19 protein-coding genes are annotated in these 21238 nt (G+C 43.0%); 9 read left to right on the plus strand and 10 right to left on the minus strand.

Annotated features, from left to right (window positions below):
• Positions 1 to 23: 23 nt before the first annotated feature.
• From AC59JO_RS09310 to AC59JO_RS09335, 6 genes are read right to left on the minus strand one after another with little or no spacing between them, the layout of a single operon-like run.
• Complete coding sequence (locus AC59JO_RS09310; protein WP_413667747.1) at positions 24 to 782, minus strand: ThuA domain-containing protein; 759 nt, start codon at positions 780 to 782, stop codon at positions 24 to 26.
• 19 nt (positions 783 to 801) lie between these two features.
• Positions 802 to 1323 (minus strand): DUF4468 domain-containing protein, encoded by a 522-nt coding sequence (locus AC59JO_RS09315; protein ID WP_497304880.1) that lies wholly within the window; start codon positions 1321 to 1323, stop codon positions 802 to 804.
• Positions 1324 to 1353: 30 nt separating this feature from the next.
• Complete coding sequence (locus AC59JO_RS09320) at positions 1354 to 2112, minus strand: ThuA domain-containing protein (protein ID WP_413667745.1); 759 nt, start codon at positions 2110 to 2112, stop codon at positions 1354 to 1356.
• 24 nt (positions 2113 to 2136) lie between these two features.
• The gene (locus AC59JO_RS09325) at positions 2137 to 2889 is read right to left on the minus strand and encodes a ThuA domain-containing protein (RefSeq protein ID WP_497304882.1); all 753 of its coding nucleotides are present in this window, start codon (positions 2887 to 2889) and stop codon (positions 2137 to 2139) included.
• A gap of 9 nt (positions 2890 to 2898) precedes the next feature.
• A complete protein-coding gene (locus AC59JO_RS09330) occupies positions 2899 to 4032 on the minus strand; it encodes a redoxin family protein (RefSeq protein WP_413667743.1) in 1134 nt (377 codons plus the stop codon).
• A gap of 23 nt (positions 4033 to 4055) precedes the next feature.
• Positions 4056 to 5909, minus strand: a complete 1854-nt coding sequence (locus AC59JO_RS09335; RefSeq protein ID WP_497304884.1) for a glycoside hydrolase family 9 protein — start codon at positions 5907 to 5909, stop codon at positions 4056 to 4058.
• Positions 5910 to 6286: 377 nt separating this feature from the next.
• Between AC59JO_RS09335 and AC59JO_RS09340 the strand changes: the two genes are divergently transcribed.
• The 6 genes from AC59JO_RS09340 to AC59JO_RS09365 are packed head-to-tail and all read left to right on the plus strand — an operon-like array spanning position 6287 to position 11567.
• Complete coding sequence (locus AC59JO_RS09340) at positions 6287 to 6724, plus strand: PTS sugar transporter subunit IIA (RefSeq protein ID WP_497304886.1); 438 nt, start codon at positions 6287 to 6289, stop codon at positions 6722 to 6724.
• Positions 6717 to 7187, plus strand: a complete 471-nt coding sequence (locus AC59JO_RS09345; RefSeq protein WP_497304888.1) for a PTS sugar transporter subunit IIB — start codon at positions 6717 to 6719, stop codon at positions 7185 to 7187. Before AC59JO_RS09340 ends, AC59JO_RS09345 begins: the two co-directional genes overlap by 8 nt.
• A gap of 42 nt (positions 7188 to 7229) precedes the next feature.
• Positions 7230 to 8810: a PTS system mannose/fructose/sorbose family transporter subunit IID gene (locus AC59JO_RS09350; RefSeq protein ID WP_497304890.1), complete on the plus strand. Its 1581-nt coding sequence runs from the start codon at positions 7230 to 7232 to the stop codon at positions 8808 to 8810.
• Positions 8811 to 8823: 13 nt separating this feature from the next.
• Entirely contained in the window at positions 8824 to 10536 is a 1713-nt protein-coding gene (gene ptsP, locus AC59JO_RS09355; protein ID WP_497304892.1) for a phosphoenolpyruvate--protein phosphotransferase, read from the plus strand.
• The gene (locus tag AC59JO_RS09360) at positions 10533 to 10799 is read left to right on the plus strand and encodes an HPr family phosphocarrier protein (protein ID WP_413667737.1); all 267 of its coding nucleotides are present in this window, start codon (positions 10533 to 10535) and stop codon (positions 10797 to 10799) included. Before ptsP ends, AC59JO_RS09360 begins: the two co-directional genes overlap by 4 nt.
• Positions 10800 to 10808: 9 nt before the next feature.
• On the plus strand, positions 10809 to 11567 hold the full coding sequence (locus AC59JO_RS09365) for a 6-phosphogluconolactonase (protein WP_497304894.1): 759 nt from the start codon (positions 10809 to 10811) through the stop codon (positions 11565 to 11567).
• A 69-nt stretch (positions 11568 to 11636) separates the two neighbouring features.
• Here the strand turns inward: AC59JO_RS09365 and AC59JO_RS09370 are convergent, their stop codons facing one another.
• The 3 genes from AC59JO_RS09370 to AC59JO_RS09380 are packed head-to-tail and all read right to left on the minus strand — an operon-like array spanning position 11637 to position 17083.
• On the minus strand, positions 11637 to 12782 hold the full coding sequence (locus AC59JO_RS09370) for a glycoside hydrolase family 18 protein (RefSeq protein ID WP_497304896.1): 1146 nt from the start codon (positions 12780 to 12782) through the stop codon (positions 11637 to 11639).
• Between the two features lie 23 nt (positions 12783 to 12805).
• Positions 12806 to 14065: a DUF5009 domain-containing protein gene (locus tag AC59JO_RS09375; protein ID WP_497304898.1), complete on the minus strand. Its 1260-nt coding sequence runs from the start codon at positions 14063 to 14065 to the stop codon at positions 12806 to 12808.
• A gap of 21 nt (positions 14066 to 14086) precedes the next feature.
• Positions 14087 to 17083, minus strand: a complete 2997-nt coding sequence (locus AC59JO_RS09380) for a glycosyl hydrolase family 28-related protein (protein WP_497304900.1) — start codon at positions 17081 to 17083, stop codon at positions 14087 to 14089.
• A gap of 157 nt (positions 17084 to 17240) precedes the next feature.
• On the opposite strand from AC59JO_RS09380, the gene AC59JO_RS09385 reads away from it, so the two are divergent.
• Positions 17241 to 17372, plus strand: coding sequence for a hypothetical protein (locus AC59JO_RS09385; RefSeq protein ID WP_413667733.1), 132 nt, complete (start codon positions 17241 to 17243; stop codon positions 17370 to 17372).
• A 715-nt stretch (positions 17373 to 18087) separates the two neighbouring features.
• On the opposite strand, the gene pdxR is transcribed toward AC59JO_RS09385, so the two are convergent.
• Positions 18088 to 19593, minus strand: a complete 1506-nt coding sequence (gene pdxR, locus AC59JO_RS09390; protein ID WP_413667732.1) for a MocR-like pyridoxine biosynthesis transcription factor PdxR — start codon at positions 19591 to 19593, stop codon at positions 18088 to 18090.
• Between the two features lie 83 nt (positions 19594 to 19676).
• On the opposite strand from pdxR, the gene AC59JO_RS09395 reads away from it, so the two are divergent.
• Both AC59JO_RS09395 and AC59JO_RS09400 read left to right on the plus strand, forming a co-directional pair.
• Positions 19677 to 20186, plus strand: coding sequence for a TQO small subunit DoxD (locus AC59JO_RS09395; protein ID WP_497304902.1), 510 nt, complete (start codon positions 19677 to 19679; stop codon positions 20184 to 20186).
• Positions 20187 to 20191: 5 nt separating this feature from the next.
• On the plus strand, positions 20192 to 21235 hold the full coding sequence (locus AC59JO_RS09400; RefSeq protein WP_497304904.1) for an EamA family transporter: 1044 nt from the start codon (positions 20192 to 20194) through the stop codon (positions 21233 to 21235).
• The last annotated feature ends 3 nt before the right edge of the window (positions 21236 to 21238 follow it).

Genomic DNA, 21238 nt, shown 5'->3' on the forward strand with positions numbered 1-21238 from the left:
GTGTTGGAAAAATGATGGATCATTTACTTTTTACCGGCTAACCATAGTAAAGCATCCTCAAACATTTGGTTTTGCCCGGGCGATGTAAATATTAAATCGCCATGCCCCATGTTCATGTATAGCATCTTGTATTTCGTGTTAGTCCACACTACGGGGATATCACCGTCACGAATGATATCCTTTTTACCCAACGGATAATTAGCCGGATCGAGCGTTACCAATACTTTAATATCTTTATTATCCCGTGGGTTAGGCTTCCAGCCGTACCACTCGTTTATAGGGGCAATATAGCTTTTACCAAGGCTTTGGGTAACCGGGTGGGTGTTATCATCAACAATCATTTTAGCCGGCAGAGGCGGCCAGTTATTATTGTAAAAGGTAGCTCCTAAAAAATCAACAAACCATGGCCATTTGGTGTACTTGTCGTTATAGCCAGACACGTGGAACCCTAACCAAGCACCACCATTAGCCATAAATTTTTCAAATGCGCTCCGTTGTACCTGATTATGTGGAAACTCATTGAGCCAAATAACCACCTGGTAATTTTTTAGCTTTTTGTCATTCAAATCGCCCCAATTACTTGTGGTATCAAAAGCGAAGCCTTTTGCTTTAGCCATTTTGCTATAAAACTTCATGGCATCCATGGCAAAATCAACATGATCGCTCTCTACATTGGTTGAGTATAATGCCAGTACTTTAAAGCGAGGCTGCAGCGCAAAAGCAGTGTCAACCGCCAAAAATATCGCTAACAGAAACAAGGTAGTATATATCAATTTCTCCATTACAAATACTTCAACTGGATTATTTATTCATTTCATTACCAATCGAATCCATTATATTATTTACAGAGGTGCTTATACCCATGAACAATGGTTCATCATCTGCCGACCAGGGCTTGCCCCGTCTGAAATCCCACCAACGGTACTCTATTTTTGAATATTCGTTTGAGATTCCTTTTTCAATTGGCTTTTCGTAAACATCAAAAACCTTAACCTCGTAAGTAGCGTCGTAAACTATCACATCAACCACAAACCTTACAAAATAGTAGTTGCCGGTATTACCAATGTTAACCCGGGTAGTACAAGTGCCTATCACCTCACCCTTCTTTTCGTTGGCATTAGTTATCGTCTTTTCATCTCCCTTAAACCAACTTAGCGCCTTATTATACAGATCAGCTTTTTTAAAACCTGCGTTAATGGCGTAAACGTTATCAAAATAAACTTTCCCATTGCGCATCTGCAGTAAAATAGGCGAAGTATTCCCTTGTGCCATAACCATGACAGGCAAGAATAAAAGACACAAGAACAACAGCTTTTTTATCATGGTTATAAATACAATTAAGCTTTTTTAATATCACTTTTTAGCGGCCCAGAAAATTGCATTACTAAAAAGCGTGGTATAATCCTTACTCTCAAAAAGTACCGGCGAATGCCCCATAAAAATATAAACGTTGCGGGCTTTTTTCGCGGGATTAGTCCATACTACAGGATGATCACCCATGGTTATACCATCTTTCGGCTCATAAGTTGATTCATCTACTGAAGCCAGTACATGCACATTAGGTCGTGGGTCCTTATCATAGATATACCACTCTTCCTTTTGCACCAAAAAGGATGGCGACACGCCTTTCATTACCGGGTGTTTCTTATCCTCAATATTCACGGTGCCTCTGGCAAAGGTGGCTATGTAATTTTTAAAACGGATGCCTCCCATAAAATTCCAGAACCAGTTCCACATTGGGTAACCGTCAAACTCACCCAAAAGGGTTGCATGATGAAAACCAATCCAGCCCCCCTTACCTTCATCAATGTATTTTTCAAATGCTTTAACCGCTTTTTCTTTCCAGGCATATGGTGGGTAGTCCAGTTGAATAAACAATTGATAATTAGATAGAAAAGAGCTATCAATTGAATCAGTACTTTGAATATAATCAATAGAAAAATTGCTGTCGGCAGCAAGCTTATCCAGCCATACTTTGGCAGCTTTTGAGTATTCAATATGATGGCCACCGTTTTCGTATAGGGCAATTACTTTAAAGCGTGGCGCCTTTTGCGCCCAGGCAACTACTACGGTTAACAAACAAAAACTTAATATCAATGCTATTTTTTTCATGTTGATGGTTTACAGGCTGATGATTTATTTTGATCCTGCCCAAAGGATGGCATCCCTGAGCAGTATTACATAACTTTGATTAGTGAATACCGAAGGATCATGCCCTATGCCGATATAGATCATGCGGCGGTATTTTTCATTCGTCCAGATGATGGGATGATCGCCCATTGGCTTGTTTTGTTTATAGCTTGCTTCGTCGGCGGTTACCAGGACACGGACATTGGGCCGCGGACTTTTGTTAAACTCGTACCATTCGTCAGAGATCTCGAATTTAGCGGGTAAGTTTTTAGTGGCCGGATGTTTCCTATCTTCAACTACAACAGTTCCTTTTTGATAAGCAGGATGCGGCGAATACACTACCCCTCCCATAAAATCCTCAAACCAATGCCAGTATTTGGTATTTTTAGCTAAAAACTCAGTACCAGTTAAGCCCGCACCATGAATGCCAACCCAACCTTTCTCCTGTTCAACAAACTTTTGCAAAGCGGCCTGCTGACTGTACGAGATATCAAAAGGTGCTAATTGCAGCATCACAAACACTTCATAATTCTTCAGGTTTTCGTCATTGATCTTGCTTGAATCGTCGGTATAATCAACTTTAAATTGATTGTCTTTGCCCAGCTTCTCAAAAAATGGTTTAGCCGCAGTCATCATTCTGCTGTGATCATCCGAACGGGAGATCAACACAAGCGCCTTGAATTTATATTGTTGCGCGATAGTTGGGTTCTCCAATAGCAACGGAATCAATACTGCAATAAAATATTTCAGCTTGTCCATCGGCATCAATTATTTGTAGATCCTGCCCATCATTGGATTGTTCCAGATCACTTTTTTAAGTTCTTCAATATCTATAGCCCCCTGATGACTGTATACCACTTTCCCGTCCGGATCAACCAGCATGGTATAGGGCAAAGCGCCATCCCATTTAGGATCAACAGCCTCAATCATTTTATATTTATCGTCGCCTGTGTAGATATAGTTGGTTCCGGACGATTGCTTTCGCTGAAGAAACTTCAGCGCTTTATCCTTATTAGCCGGATCATCGGCGCTGATGCTCACAAATTCAAGCCCCCTGTCTCGGTACAGCCTGTTCAACGTAACCAGGTCATCAAACTCTGCAACACAAGGGCCGCACCAGGTTGCCCAAAGGTTGATCATCCTTAACCCGTCCGAATGATTTTTCACCACCCTCGCGATTCCGGCAGCGCTGATGGTATCAAGTTTTACCGGCTCTTTTGCCCACTGAATTTGCGCTTTATCTATCCAATCCTTTTTCTCGGCCCATTTAACAGAGCAGCCAAAGGTTTTGGTAACAGGAACGGCTACTTCTTTACCGGCCAGCACAGCATCTATAGCATTACGCGCGTCCTGCGATTTTGGCGTTTTAGCGGGATTTTCCATATCATCAATCCGGCCGTTGTACCTGAGCTTCCTATCTTTATCAAATACAAAAATATGAGGAGTAGCAACCGGGCCATATTTATTAGAAGCTACTTCCGTTTCGCCATCATACAGGTACGGAAAGTTAAACCCTTTATCTTTGGCACGTACTTTCATTTCTTCAAATGAATCTCCTAAATCACTGTAACCCAATTCATCATAGCGTAGCGAGTTAGGATTATTAGGATTAATAGCAACAACACTAACACTTTTTGACGCATAGTCACTGGTCAGTTTAATCACCCTGTCTTCATAGGCCTGCGATGTTGGGCAATGGTTACACATAAAAACAACAACCAACACTTTGGCATTTTTAAATGATTGCAAAGTATAAGTTTTACCATCAATCCCAGGCAGGCTAAACTCAGGTGCCTGAGCGCCGATAGCCAGCGTTTTGTGTTCATCTGCCGCAAAGCAAAATATCGGGGTACACAATAACAACGCGAGGGCAAAACTTATATGGATCTTCCAGTTCTTCATAACTTAGGTATAGTGGTTTATAATTAATCGCCTGTTGAAACCGCCAGCAAGTACCAGGCTGTGTGCGGCAACCACTGCTCGGCCCAGCGCCAGTCCGAGTCTTTGCCCGATACAGCGTAAGGGATATTAAAGTCAATATCATCCTCGTTATCAAAACCCGATGTAATACCATTTACAATACCGCCCGGTGCGTTGGTATATTCAAACGTGCCAAAAAAGCCATAAGCCGGGTTATTGTGCCCTGTACCTTGCAGCATGCTGGCATCAAAGGGATTCAATCCCAAAATCCAGTTAAGCTGATCAATAGCAAAACCTGAAAGCTGGTCATGAAAAGCTTTGTCATCTTTAAAAAGGCTCGCTGCCATCCGCGCGGCAGTAGCAACAGAGCCAAGCCTTGCATTTTCACCCTGCCACCATGGAGACGCATCACTGCCATGAGGGAAAAAGAAGGCACTATGGCGATTGCCCAACGTATCCTGCACCAATTCGCGGCTGTAGCCAAAGGGGTTGTTTACTTCATGAGTAATAGCGAGTTCAAACTCCATTGATTTCCTTACAGCTGATTTGATCTTAGTTTGCAAATTGGCAGAAGCATAAGGATAATAATAAAGCAGGCTAACAACCGGCAAGCCTCCGTCTGAAGGGTGAAAGAAAGGCCGGTCTTTATCATCTGCACGCCAAAAGTTTTGATATTTATTCCATGAGGTTAGGCGATTGAGCAAATTATTTGCCCGTTTTTCGGCTGCTGTTTTATATACCTCTTTATGGGTTACCTTATAAAGCTCGGCTGCGGCGCTCAGAGCACAATAATCGTCAAGGATGTTTTCCTTTTTATCATAATCCATCTGCGGGTTTTCCTTTTCCAAAAAGGCAAAGGCATTTTCAGCGGCCTTCAGGTAATCTGAATTGCTAAACTCACCCGACGTTTGATAAGCCGAAGCCATTGCCAAGGCAGCAATCGAAATCCCTGCACCCGAACGGTAACTGGCCTGGTAACTACGCCAGTTTTTACCGGTTGTAGTTTTAGTGAACGACTGATCTTTAGTTTGCTTGATCCGGTAGTTGCCTTCATCGGCCTGAATTACCCGGTCTTTAGGTAATTTACCCGGTCCGGGTGAAGAAACAGAGCGATAAAAGGAGCCTTTTTTTGCCTGCATCCTTACCAGGTAATCGGCACCATACATGGCCTCATCCAAAATCCGTCTGTTAAACTGTCTGAAATCAGTTCCGGGACGGGCACTTAACAACTCATAAGTCTTGAACAGACTAAAAGCTGTTAATGAGATCTGCTGCGGGTTAAAATAATTAGAGAATGACAGGTGCGATAAATGTTTGCCGTAATCGCCGGTAGCATCGTACCAGCCGCCATGCGCATCAACAGTATCTGTTGTACCTGATAATACTAAATGATGATCAGCTTTATCTAACAGGCCTGAACTTCGCTGTCCCTTAAAGTAATATACCACATCAGATATGGTTGCCTTTTCAAGCACATTCTTTCCTATAATAAAAGGATAAGAGGAAATGATTCCACTTGGCGAACTTAATTGAATTTTATAAGTCCCCGGTTTTGTAAATCCACTGAAATCAAGCGTCCAAAATTGAAAGTCCTTCCACTTGTTCACCGGGCCGCTGTAGTTGATTTGCCCGGTAAATACTGTATTGCCCTTATCTGCTTCAATAAGATTAAAAGATGTAAAAGCAAGATGGCTATCTGCAACTATAATGGCACGTTTGGCCTTACTATCCTCATAACCTACATGATTGGTTACCACTTTAACACTTTGTGCCTGCACAATAAATGGCAGTCCGGCTAAAAGCAGGCAGCATTTTTTGCATATAGCCGAAAGGATATTGATATGCTTTTTCAGGTTCATATATAAAGTTAAGGAATTATAAAATGGTTGTCAGGGAAGCATTTTGCATCCCGTTTCAAAGCTAAAAGATAAAGCCGCTGGTAGATATTTTCATGCCCCTACATTAACACTACTGGTAAGTAGATAGTGCAAAGTCGGAGGTCAAAAGTCTTTTGACTTAAAACTTCGGACTTATGACTTCGAACTTCTTTATGTGATTTCGAACCTCTTCAATTGCGCGAAATCAGCACAATAAATTACAGTAGTGGTGTTGTAGTGCCTTCAAAATAGCTATTGAATAAAGTTTGACTGATAATTGCATAAGATTAATTTTCATATATAAACCAGTTATGAAAACCCCGCGCCCTAAAACGCGGATATAAAAACCTTAATTATCGATGGAGAATACCGGAAGCACAAGAAAATTTCTGATAGCAACGCACGGCAAGCTTGCAGGCGGCATAAAATCGTCGCTTGATATTATTACCGGAACTATGGATAGCATTTTTTTGATTGAAGCTTATGTTGAGGAAAACCGCTCGTTAGAAGATGACATCAAAGCGGTAATTGATCAGATTGGCGACAATGATGAATTGATTGTTTTTTCGGATATCATGGGCGGCAGTGTTACCAATCAGATCCTGCAATATGCCTTGCAGCCTAACGTACATGTGGTTTCGGGCTTTAATCTTCCGTTGGTGATTGAAATTATACTGGCTGATGCAGCTACTCCCGTAGAAGAGGTAATTGCTGAAGCCATTGAAAATGCCAAACAACAGATGGTATACGTAAACAAACTTTTAACCGCGCAAAACCAGGAAGAAAATAATGATTAAACTAACCCGTATTGATGACAGGCTGGTACATGGCCAGGTAGCTTTTACGTGGACACCGGCTCTTGGCGCCGATTGCCTGCTGATTGCTAACGACAAAGTGGCTAAGGATGAGTTTATGAAGATGACCCTCGCCCTTGCAAAACCGACAGGCACCAAACTGCTGATAAAACCTGTAAAAGAGGCGATTGCTTTTTTAAATGACGAGAAAAGCAAAAACGCAAAAGTTTTAATACTGATCAACAGCGTTAAGGATGCGGCAGCACTGGCAGCGGAAGTGCCCGAAATAACAACAATCAACTTCGGTGGCTTACGGTCAAAAGATGGCTCAAAGTTGATATCAAAAGCTATAGCGGTAAATGATGATGATATAACCATCATCCGCGAAATGCTTGCAAAAGGCCTTGAGTTGGAAGTAAGGCAGGTACCTACTGATAATAAACAGCTTGTGGCAAGCCTTATTTAATTAAACATATTTAGCAAACTCACAAACAACAATTTAACCCTCTTGTCAGCATCATACTTACTCATCGCGCTGATAGCGATGTTTGGACATTCGGAAGATTTTTTAGGCACTACGCTGCTTAGTCGTCCGCTGGTACTTGGACCACTGGTTGGCCTGGTGCTTGGCGATGTAACCCAGGGTGTAATTATCGGCGCTACGCTTGAACTCATATTTATGGGTAACATCAAGGTTGGGGCCGCCATACCTCCCGATGTAATCACAGGTGGTGTTTTGGGTACAGCTTTCGCTATCATCTCTGGCAAAGGCCCGGCAATTGCCCTGGCCATAGCCGTACCGGTTTCCATACTGGCCGAAATGGTGATCAGTGGTCTGTTTGTATTGCGGGCTATGCTCAATAAAAAATTCAATCAATATGCCGAGGACGGTGATTTTAAAGGCATTCAACGCCTGCATATTATTTCAGGACTATTGAGGCCGGTACTTATGGGTATCATCATTACGCTTGCACTGCAGTTAGGTGCGGGCGCTATGAAAACATTTTTGGACATGATACCTGCATGGGTACAAACAGGCCTGCAGGTTGCAGGCAATATGCTACCTGCATTAGGTTTTGCCCTGCTCATGAACCTCATGTTCAACAAAAATATGGCGCCTTATTTTTTCCTGGGCTTTATGCTGGCAGCCTATCTCAAATTACCGGTAATAGCCATTGGCGGGTTTGGGGTTATAATCGCATTATTAGTAACACAAATTGCCCCTAAACCGGCTACAGATGACGATTTTGGAGCCGATGAGGAACCTGCCGAGCAAATAAAGCTCAATACTAAGCTGAGCAAACGTGATATCCGTATGCTGTTTTTCCGTTCGCTGACGCTGGAGGCCAATTTCAATTTTGAGACATGGCAAAATACCGGCTTTGCGTTCTCCATTATTCCTGTGCTGAAAAAGCTGTACAACACAAAAGAGGCCATGGCGGCCGCCCTGAAAAGGCACCTGCAGTTTTTCAACACCAGTCCCTACGGTTCAACATTAATACTGGGTATAACTGCTGCTATGGAAGAGCAAAACAGCAATGATGGGGATTTCGATGAAGAATCTATCAATTCGGTTAAACTGGGTTTGATGGGGCCGCTGGCAGGCGTATTCGATTCCTTATTTTGGGGAACATTTAAAGTTATAGCCGCTGGCGTTGGAACATCGCTCGCCATTAAAGGCAATATCCTGGGGCCATTGCTGTTCCTGCTGATATTCAATGTTCCGCATTTGCTATTACGCTATAAACTAACTTTTGTGGGCTATGACGCCGGAACACGCTTTTTGCAAAACCTGGCCAAAAACAATGTGATGGACAGGCTTACCAAAGGCTCCTCAATTTTAGGGCTGATGGTTGTTGGCGCTATGCCGGCAACACTCATGAACATCACTACACCGCTACATATAGGTGCGGAAAAATCGGCGGTGAGCATTCAAAGTATTTTAGACCAGGTAATGCCTGCGATGATTCCGTTAGGGCTCACTTTTTTAGTGTATTATTTTGTTAAAAAGAATATTAAAACCACATACCTGTTGTTAGGCCTGCTGCTGCTTGGTTTTGCAGGGAGTATTATCCACCTGTTTGCATAAAGAAAAAATATAAATGAAGGGAATTGGAGTTTCACCGGGCATTGCAATAGGCAGGGCATTCGTTATTAAAAAGAACGCACCGGCCACCAACGGTATTATTTTAAAAAACCAGGTTGAGATAGTAGCGGAAATTGAACGTTTTGATATATCAGTAACCAACGCGCTTGCCGAGATCGATGCCATCAAGAACAGCTCGCAACTGATGCTCAATGACGATGACATTGCCATATTGGAAACACAAGTGGAGCTGATCAATGATCCGCAGATCCGCGAGGATGTGGTGGCCAAGATTGAAGCCGAAAGAAAAACGGCCAATGATGCTATGATTGAGGTTACGGCCGGTATTGTTGCCCTGTTTGAAAGCATGGACGATGAGTACATGCGCGCCCGCTCGGCCGATTTTCAGGATATCGGCAACCGCATCCTCAAATACATCAACCGTACAGGCGATACCAGTAACCGCTCGTTCGAGCCGGATACTATTGTTATTGCCGATGACCTCACTCCTTCTGATACCATCACTTTAGATCTTAACCTTGTCACCGGTTTTGCAACACAGGCGGGCAGCCGTACTTCACACGCGGCCATTATAGCCAAATCAAAAGGGTTGCCTGCGGTTGTAGCCTGCGGCGATGAGTTAATGACTATCAACCATAATGACTTTATCATTTTAGACGGCCTTAGTGGTTCGGTTTACGTCAACCCCGGCGAGGATATCATTAGCCGCTACTCCGTCAAATCTGCTTCCTTTAGGCATCAGGCGGAGGTATTAAAAATGGTAAAGGATAAACCTGCCATTACCGCTGATGGCAAACAGGTAACCCTGCTGGCCAATATTTCGGATGCAGATGACCTTACCATGGTGCACGACAACGGAGGCGAAGGCGTTGGTCTTTTCCGCACCGAAATGTTGTTTATGGATCGTGATACTTTTCCCGATGAGGAGGAACAATTTGAGTTTTATAAAAAAGCAGTATTACAGGCAAAAGGCAAACCTGTAGTTATACGAACAATTGATATAGGCGGAGATAAACACCTGTCATACTTTAATTTACTACCCGAACTTAATCCTTTTCTTGGCTACCGGGCTATCCGTATTTCGCTCGACCAGGAAGGCTTATTTATAGTGCAACTGAAAGCCATTTTAAGGGCCTCGGCGTTTGGACCGGTCAGCATTATGTTCCCGATGATCTCGAACGTGAAAGAGATCCGCGACGCGAAACTCATCCTGAATAAAGCAAAAAATGAGCTACTTGAGCCGGGTGTCGCTTTTAGCAATGATGTGAAAGTAGGGATTATGATCGAGATTCCATCGGCCGCGGTTACGGCAGATATCCTTGCTAAAGAAGTGGACTTTTTCAGTATTGGCACCAACGACCTTTGCCAGTATACCCTGGCTGTAGACAGGATGAACGAAAAGATCACACACCTTTACGACCCGTTTAATCCGGGTGTACTACGCCTTATTCTAAACGTAATTGAACAAGGCCGCGCGCATAACATCCACGTAGGCATGTGTGGCGAAATGGCTTCCGATCCTCTTGCTACCTTGTTATTGTTAGGGATGGGGCTGGAAGAGTTTTCCATGAGTGCTGCCTCTATTCCAGCAATAAAAAACATCATCATTAATAATAGCGAAGCAAGGGCTAAACAGATATCCCAGCAGGTAATGACTATGGATAGCTCAGAAAAAATTATTGCTTATTTAAAGGAGATAACCCAATGATAACCAAAGATTATATCATCACATCGGCGCAGGGAATGCATGCCCGCCCGGCAACTCAGCTTGTTAAACTGGTAAAAGGCTTTAAATCGGCCACAAGTTTAAAAAAAGGCGACAAAACCGTTAAACTGAACAGTTTGCTTAATATCCTATCGCTGAGCATTAAAGGCGGCGAAACCATTTCAGTAATTATGGATGGCGAGGATGAAGTGAGCGCAGCCATTGTTATTGATGATTTTTTTACCAAACAGCTTAAAGAACTATAAAAAGCATACATGAAAGTAACTATAACTAAAAGCGAACAGGAATTTGATATCACCGCGGCATGGCGCATCATAGCGCAGATGCTGGAAAAAAGAACATCTGTAATTGGCCTTTCAACCGGGCAAACCACCATTGGCATGCACCGCATTGTTTCGGAAATTTACGCTCAATATCCGTTTGATGTATCAAACATCACCCTGTTTAACGTGGATGAACTCACCAATCTGGAACGCGAATATGCAGGCAGCTGTTATACGATGATCCTGAACCAGATTGCCGGTCCGCTTGGAATTCCTGAAGAAAACTTTATTATGCCGCCTACACTTTCTGATGATTTTGTGGCAGAGAGTATCCTGTTTGAAAAACGCCTTGCCGAGCGCGGCGGGGCCGATCTGCAGATGCTGGGCATAGGCAGCAACGGGCATATCGGCATCAATCAGCCGGGAACAGCCTTTGAAAGCGAAACCTGGGTATCACCGATGGACCCGGATTTTGAAGCACGCGTACGCCGTGAAACACAAGTACCGCCAGAAACAGAGCTTGGTGGCCTAACCCGTGGCGTTAAAAACATTATGCATACCCGCAAGCTGATCCTGATAGCTAAAGGTAGCCACAAAGCCGAAATCATTAAACAAGCCATATTAGGCCCTGTAACTACAGATATCCCGGCATCGATAGTGCAATTGCATCCAAATTGCGAGATATTGTTAGATGCCGATGCAGGCGCGTTAATAGCCGATTACGCTAAGGAACGTGGTTATAACTGGTAGCAACTCAAACTTAAAAGCAGGCCACCGGGTAACCCAGTGACCTGCTTTCTTTGATGCCTTAGTAACGCTTTAATTCAAATGGCTATTAGCCACGTCAAGCAAATACTCTTTCCTATCATCTACGTATTCCCAGAACATCACCCCTGCCATGCCGTTCTTTTTCACGTACCTGCATTTCTTTCTAATCGACCATTCATCGTCAAATGATAAAAACTGGCGGGTTGTGGGATTGTACAAATACGGTGCCTTAGCACTTTTATCCCGATAGTATTTAAATGCTTTATTGGTGAGCAGGCTATCTTTTATAAAAGTATAACCACCGCCTCGCATCCTTTCCAGGTTACGCGAACCCAATCCGGTTTTGGTACTGTCCGACACTCTTGTAGAGCGGCTGTAAAAAGCCATTCCCAACACAAGTTTATTCCGCGGAACACCCGCTTCAATAAAAACCCGGGTACCATTATCTGAGTTATTTTCTGTTTTTAGATATTTTGAAGCGTAAAGCCCGGTATGGTGCACGGCTACATCTGCACCATAGTCATAGGTCATGAGGTTGATGTAATCCAAACAGGCAGCTACTTTATCCATTTCGGTATTCTGCACAAAATGCCTGAAAGCACCTACGGCTGCAGTAAGCAACAGTTTTTTTCCGGTTTCTTTTTCAAGTGCATTCAATTGCGCCCGCAGTTCCAGGAACAGGCTGGTATAGTTTTGTTTATCCTCCGGGCGATGCACATTACCTGCACCTGATTCGTTAGGATATTCCCAATCTATATCAATGCCATCCATTTTGAACTTACGTACCAACTCAACGGCGCTTGCCGCAAAAGCTTTACGTGAAGTATCGGTAAGTGCCATATCCGAAAAGTTCTTGCTCCACAGCCAGCCGCCTATAGAAATCAGAACTTTCAAACCTGTATTCTTTTTCTTCAACCCAACCAAATACCTAAAATTGATGGTATCGGTTCGGGGATGGGTTAAAAAAGCCCTGTTGCCTATTACATTTACAAACGCGTAGTTAATATGAGTAAGCTTTGCCGGATGAACCATATTAGTATCAATCAAACCACGGAAACCGCTTACATAAGCAATTATAACGTGTTTTCTTGTCCGGTTCTTTTGAGCATAAGCCAGGTTTACAGAAAGTACAAGGCAAAGAAGAGCCATCAGCCTGGTTTTGCATTGCCCAGGCCGCAATAACGATGATGTTGTCATTAGAATTTAGGTATTTATAATATTTAAATCTTCAGGCGCAGCCTTTTCTTTTCAAGTATTCCAACAAATAAAATAATGATCACAGCCGTCAGGAATGAACGCAGCAATCCCGGAAATCCGTTATTTATCACATCTGGATAATTGATATGAAACAGTTCCAGTATAAAAACTTGAAAATACGGGATCAGGTAACAGGTGAGCGTACTGGTGCCCGCAGGTTTGATCCAGTTAAAAGCGCTTATTTTACCCTTAACATCAGCCACATATATCAATATCAAAAACGCAAGCGTAGTGATGCCCGAACAAATGAGTACCCATGACGGTGTCGAGCGAATCTTGGAAATGCCTTCGGTATAAGGTCGTAAAGCAAAACCTGCTACCAGGAACAACACGCCAATAATAGCCAGAGTGGCCCAGATACGTTGGGTTTTACCCTGCTCAACAAGCCTGGCATAGATCCCTGATACAACAATGCCCCCCATAATTAATGTCATATTTGAAGCATCATTGATTATCCAAAATGGCTTTAAAAAGACAATAGCGTCACCCAGCGAACTACCGGTAATGTTGCTACCTGCTAAAGTTACCAACGTATCGTCGTGCATTACCTTTATCTCACACACGCTATGAGCTATGATGCCAATAGCAGCAAGTATTGTCCATGCCACAATAAGCCTGTGCAGCTTGCCTTTTACAGCAACATATATCAATGCACAAACCAGATAGGCCCAGCCTATTAAGCCTAAAATGCCCCACCATGAAGGCTCCATCCACCTTACTTCACCATCTTCGCCCCCTTTGTAAATTACCGCCATGGCTATCAGCATAATAATCCCAAGTATTTGCAGTGAATATTTTTTGGCCTTTGCCATGGTTTCGGGATAATCCAGCCAGATAAGGAAAAACGCAGTAGTAATAACCAGGGCCCAGGCGGCCTTCGGGATTAATGCCGCTGACGAGTTGTACTCTTCAAGATTTACATGGTAGAAACCCATAATGACCAACGCTGCGCTGCGTATCAGGATATAAAATAACACCTCCTTTGTACTATCGCCCTTTTTGATCCTGTTATTGATTGCAAAGGGTAATGATAAACCCACGATGAACAAAAACGCAGGAAAAATCGTGTCGGCAAAACCCATCCTGTCCTCAAAGGCTTTGGCATGATCTATCCATTCGGGAATATGCTTAACACCCGCGGCATCGTTAACAAATATCATTAGCAGCATGGTGATGGCACGCAATACATCGATGGATAACAGGCGCTTGGGTAATTGTTGCATGTAGCTTTTATTTAGGGTATTTTATTTAACTTTTACGGAAAACAATGAGTTATGGCTCGTAATATATAAAGTATTATTACCAGCACCACCAAATGCTAATCCCGTTGGCCGTTCAGGCACTTTTATCATATTGATTTGTTTACCTGCACTATCATAAACATAAATCTGTCCATCGGCTACATAAACATTTCCTTTATCATCTGTTGCCGAGCCAAACTCGCCTCTTTCAGCAAAATATTTTAAATCAGAAAGATAACCGTCCTTACTTACAGTTGTGCTCACGGTACGTTTATCATACTCATCGCTGCTGTATAATGGCTTTCCGGGATACGCGGCTGCCAAAGCTGTTGACCTTGCCAAATCATACACCACAGGGATAATGGTCACTCCATCGGGCGCCACAAAACATTCGGCAGGCTTGTTCACTGTTACCGTATTGAAATCATGATAATCGCGCCAGCGGTGTGCCGGGTATAACGCTTTGTAAACCGGGTTTATTTGCCCCATTGGGATGGTTTTCAGTTTTTGTATAGTTTCATCAGGATTATGGGGGTCAATACTATAAGCCCAGCTTGCAAAGCCCGAATTGCCCCATCCGCTAAAAGATGTACCCACAGCGTCGGCCGGATTATCAAATTTTTCCGGCTTACCATTTACAAGATAGCCGGGCTTTGGCACATATTTAAAAACTACCAGCAGGTTATCATTTTTATCACAAGCTAAGGATAGCGGTTCCCATGGATAGTCGGCCAGTAAACTGATTTGCCTATCTTTAGCCGACCATTTATAGATCCGTTTCATGCGCTGCTCACTGAAATAAATATTGCCTTTGCTATCAGCACATACTGCCGATGCAAATTCAAAACCAGTAGCCAGCTTATTGATGGTGCCGGTCTGCTGTTCGGCGGCGTTGGCTTTGTCATCAATATAAAGTCTCGCAAATTCCCATGGCCTTACTTCTGTAGCTGTATTGATATCATATAACGGCAAGGTAGTGGTATATTTTATCTGGCTGTAATTATGCACATTCAATAACTCGATGTTTTTGCCACCCCATTTTCGGATTGAATACGGTGCCGGTTTATTCACCCTGATCACCCTGAACATATACAAGTTGGCAAACACTATATTACTCGAATTTTCCAGTTCCATTGGCTGACATTCGGTACTTTCTCGGCTTTCCTCTTCTAACTGCATTGCATAAACTTTCCAATTGGCTACATTGTTAAACCGCACCTCGTTACGTACATGATGCTCTATCGACATGGCATAAATACGACCGGGAGTTTGTGTGTTAGAAATATAAGTGCCGGCAGTAGCATAAGTATTGGCGCTCCAGATATCCTTAAAAGTACCGCCGCCACCATCTGTTACCCAAAGGCTCCAGTACTGTGTATCCCAGGATGAATCCATTCCATTTTGCGCACGATTATAAGCACCACTTCCTGCTGGGCTTTTGGGTATACCAACACGTTGCATGCCCCCATGGCCACCCACAAATTTCACATCGTTCATGTATGACCCGACACCTGCCATCCATTTACAGGCGACAGCCCGCGGATTATCGGCACTGGTGCAAATACCAATACCACTTAATATATTGTTTCCTCCTTTTGATGATTCCAGCAGTGCTACCGGGCCACCAAAACCGCCGAAAGCAGGTGTATTATCAGCAATTAAAAACTGCGTGGCAATGGGATTCAAACCAATCAATTTGGTATCGGGCTTTAGTTTAATAGTTTGGCTAACGCGGTACCATCCCTGGGGCACATATATGGTTTCATATTTGTCGATAGCTGCCTGTATAACCTGGGTATCATCAGTGACACCATCACCTTTAGCGCCAAGCGCTTTGAGGTTGGCCCAGGTTTCAATTGCCGGAAAATCGGGAATATCTTTTTTAACGGCTTCGGGCAAAGCGCTCAAAGGCTCCTGCTCATTAATGGTTTTATATTGCGGATCGGCATCAAGCCCATCCATCTGCAAACCGTAAGTAAAGTTTTTTACACGATAGATATTTGCCGCCCCTGGCGTTGTTTTACCGCTGCGACGATAGCTGGCCAATACAGGTACATTGCGGCAAATTACATTACGCAGGTTGATCTGGTTAAAAGCATTATCCTCGTTACTGATAATGATAGCCGGTCCGCTTATACCATCAAAACGGCAATCTTCCATAAATAGTTTTTCATGGTAGTTGTGATTAATGCTGATCACGGTCGGCACGTGCTTAACATTCATCCGCACAATGGTAAGTCCTGCTTCCTGCGTACGCATAGCCGCTTCACGCTGACCTTCAAAATAAGTATCCACCATCATGAACTGCCAGCCCGGCGACGGCTTGGTAGTATAAATTCCATACTGGCCTCCGAAAAAGCGAACATCTTCCATCTCGTTACCCACATCAAACATGCCTGCCAGGCCTTTGCCAATATTTACATCGACATGAGCTATAAAACTGTGCTGGGCAAAATGAGTGCGCATGGCTACAGCGTAAGGATTGCCATCTTCTATTTTAAGGTTGATATTTGATATCGAGCTATAAAAAGTTGATGCTCCGGCATCATGAATCTCATCATCGGGTTTCGAAAGATTGCTTACAAACCAAAACATATACTTAGCGTGACCTTTATCGTTTTCATCAGAGGTTTGAAAACCGGGCGAGTTTTTAGCCAGGATAATTTGAGGCCTGTTTTTGCCATACCCGATTAACCTTACAGCGGTAGGTATATATATAGTTTTGGAGATCAGATATTTCCCTTCGGGGATAAAAAGCACACCGAAATTATGCTCAGTTTTTACTTTGGTAATGGCGGCTTGCAATTCGTCGGACACATCGGTTCTGCCATCGGCCCTAATCTTAAAGTTTTCGGGGGTAAAATAAACAGCGTCCGAATCCTGCAGGCGGGCCTGATAAATGGATTTGCCGCCATTGTCGTCTTTTACAGTTTTCTTGCTGCCAAAACAAAAGGTTTGAATAAAAATAAATACGGTGATTAACAGGGTTCCCTTTTTCACTTGAGCTATAATATGGTTTATATGGAATGATGCCGATCCAACGGATTGTCAATGCGCAAATCTATCGGATAGTGTAATCTGATGCTATTATTACGGCACTACATCACCACTACCATAGGTAACATTACAGTTAAACAGAAAATTTAGGGGCTAACAGATGAAATATCTAAACGGAACTGCCCAGCATAAAGAACCACCGGGCGGGTTAACGAAGAACGGGGGAATGGAAACGAAGTATATAAAACAAAAATGGGCAGCCAAAGGCCGCCCATTCATTAACTGGTTTTAATGTCCAATTATTTTGCAGTTTTTCTTGCAGGAGTTAACGGAACGATAATAACAGCTAAGAAAAGGGCAACTTCTAATACGGTTAACATAACTTTAATTTTTTTAATGTTTTAATTACTGAACTAACAATGTTTTAAGGAATTACAACCGTTCCTACAGGCATGCTGTGGCAGGGATGCAAGAACAATTGTATCATTCCTGGCAGGGGTTAGGCTAAAAATATGCCATTAAAAAATCGCCCCTAAAAATCAACAGTTTAGACCCAAAACGTCATTTTTTAAAATTGACTTTTCTTAAAAATCGCGTCCAAAAACAGAGGTTTTCTAAATTTTAATTCAAATTTCACCTTAAGGATTAGAAAAAGAGGGCCTAATTGGGATATAAAAATCTGATTAACTGTTTTTCATTAGATTATTTTTCTAAAAACAGCTAAACCGACAGGAATTTATTTTTAGAGAAATTTATTTCGCAGGCTATTTTCACAGACCGCTTTACGATGTAAAAAATCAGCCCCCAAACATTTTTTTGTAAAAAAACACCATCCTTAATTTCGAATAATTTATGGCTTAGCAATTTGAAAAAAAATAACCGACAATTTGTCACCAGCATGACAAATACAAATTTTGGCAGAAAACCATCAGCTTAAAAACATGACACACACTGACAAAGCATGACATGAACATCCCTAAAACTATTCAAATTAAAGCTTTTACCCCCTATGCCAAACTCTGATCAATAGGAAGGCATTTAAGGATGGCCTTTTTCCAGATACCTACCGCCTCCAGCATCTCCCTTTCATTTAAAGCGGCAAAACCTATGCGCACAAAGCTATGTTTGAATGTTTTATCGTAATAATAGTCATGCCCCGCCCCTATGGATAATCCCAGTTCATTGGCTTTTGCCGAAACAAGAGCAGTGTCCAGATCATGAAGATATTCAACCCAGATGGCAAAACCGCCGCTCGGTATTTTAAATGTAAGATACCCGCCTAATTGCTCCTCCAACAAGTTACAAAGAATGTCGCGCCGTTCGTGATACAGCTTGTTAGCCTTTTTCAGGTGGCGGCCAATATCACCATTCTTTAACAGGCTTGCCATAGCTTCTTCAAGCAGATGCTCTCCCTGCCGGTCAATCAGCCGGCGTAAACGGGTTGCCTGCATTAAAAAATTAGGAGGCGCAACCATAAAGCCAATGCGGATGCCCGGCGCAATAGTTTTACAAAATGAGCCCACGTATATTACGTTACCATAATAATCGGCACTGGCCAATGGTAAAATTGGCCCGCTGGTATAGTGAAAATCAAAATCGTAATCGTCTTCAATAATAGCAAACTGGTATTTAGCTGCCAGTTCAAGCAAATGCATTCGCCTTTCTGAACTCAGGGTTACCGTAGTAGGCTGATGATGATGCGGCACCACGTACAGCATCCGCACTTTTTTCACTTTACAAATAGCCTCAACAGCATTAATATCAATGCCATGCTCATCCACCGGTACAAAAGCCAGTTGCGCACCCGCCTGTTCAAACACTTCGTTGGCGCCACTGTAACCGGGATCGCCTACAATTACGATATCATTTTTATTGATCAGTACCTGGGCACAAAGATAAAGCGCCATCTGAACACCCTTAGTTATCAAGATATCGTTGGGTGTTACGTGCAATCCACGGGTTTCACCTAAAAAGCGGGCGAGTTCATTCCTTAAGTTTTCCGAACCTTGTTCCGGCCCGTACATCAGGTATTTATGTGTAAAATGGTAGTTGGCCATGCGCCTGTATTCCCTCACCATTAAATCGACAGGTGCGATACGGGTATCAGGAAAACCTTCTGTAAAAGTGAGATTACCATCGGGCATTGCTGCAAACATTCGTTGCGGGTTGATCCTGTCGTCATCAACTTTAAAGGATGTTTTATTTGCCAGGCTATGTTTCAGAACTGCTTTTTCGATAGGCCGCGGCGCAACATCGGGCAGGTTTTTAGCTACATAAATGCCTTTACGCGGTATTACATCAACCCAGCTTTGCGCGTAAAGCTCGTCGTAAGCAGCTACTACCGTTTTGCGATGAACGTTTAATGACGCCGACAACGCCCGGCTGGCAGGAAGCGCAGATCCCGGCTTTAAAGTCCCCTGCCTGATATAGCTGATAATACCGTTGCTAATTTGCAGGTAAACAGGCACCTGGCTGCTTTTATCTACGCTTAATAAACTTTCGATGAGCATCATACTGGACTATCTTTAATCTACATTCTGGACTACAAGTATAGTCCAAATCCATGGTATTTTTGATCATCAAAAAAATAAAAGCTATGCATATCAATCAAAAATTATCATCCATATACCTGAGGTTAGCTATTGGGGCAAGCTACCTTTGGGAAGTAGCCGATCGTCTTGGTTTATTTGGGCCAAACGGGTACCCCCATGTTGGCTGGGGCGACTGGAAACATTTTATTGCTTACGCCAAACAGGTAATGAGCTTTCTGCCCGAAGGTATGGTAAATCCGCTGGGAACAATCGCTACAATTGGCGAGGGTGGATTTGGATTATTACTGATCCTGGGCCTATTCACCCGCATGGCGGCTATAGGCAGCGGCATATTGAGTTTATGTTTTGCTATCGCGATGGCAATTTCTTTTGGCATCGAATCACCATTGGGATATTCAGTTTTTACGCTAAGCGCCGCAAGTTTTCTGCTGGCAGGAGCAACTCAATATCCCTGGAGTTTAGATAGCTGGTTTGCTTCACGCGCCGTAAACAAAAAGCTGGCAAACTACCAGACACAAACCCAACTAAAAGGTACAGACGTCTTAAATAAATAAGCATCATGACAACTACAACAATTACCAAAGCATCACCGATTTTAGTTATAGTAGCTTTTGCTATTGTATATGTGGTATGGGGCTCAACCTATTTCTTTATACAAATGGCTGTGCGGGGCTTTCCTCCTATGTTGATGGGTGCCCTACGTTTTTTTACCGCCGGCATGTTATTGCTCGGCTGGTGCTATATTAAAGGTGATAAAGTATTTGCTAAGCGTGATATCATTACTTCCGGCATCTGCGGACTATTAACCTTGTTTGTAGCAACAGGCATAGTGATTTGGGTTGAACGTAATATTCCCAGCGCAATGGTTGCCATTATGGTTTCTGTAAATCCGATTTGGTTTATTATATTGGATAGAGCTAACTGGCGCATAAACCTGAAAAACAAATCAACCATATTTGGCCTTATTATAGGCTTTGCAGGGATTTTACTACTGTTTGGCGAAGCTTTCCTGAAATCAATCACCAGTACTATAGACCATGCCCAATTTACCGGCTCATTGTTGCTGTTGGCTGGCCCCATAGCATGGTCGGCAGGTTCATTGTATTCTAAAAAACGCGGGGGCACTGCTCCGGCAAGGGTAAATACATCATGGCAAATGATCATTGCAGGGTTGGCCTTTGTACCGGCAGCATTTATCCATCAGGAATTTAAGGAATTTGACCTTGCCGCCGTCCCAATGCAATCGTGGATGGCTATCGTATACCTGATCATATTCGGATCAATCGGAGCATTCACCGCTTATGTTTGGTTATTGCAGGTGAGGCCGGCAACGCAGGTGAGTACCCATTCATATGTAAACCCGGTTATCGCTGTGCTGCTTGGTGTTTGCTTTGCACATGAAAGTATTTCGGCGGTTCAGGTTTTAGGTCTGATTGTAATTTTATTTAGCGTATTGCTTGTTAATCTTTCAAAATACGGAAAACTTAAATTCAAAACATCGGTGATCAACATAAATGAAAACATCGATAAGCCCGATCATTTGAGCGCTGTTTCTGAATTAAAACAGATCAAAGCTTTGGCTAAAATAGCTTACAGGATATAAATC

Source organism: Mucilaginibacter sp. A5337 (assembly GCF_059690695.1).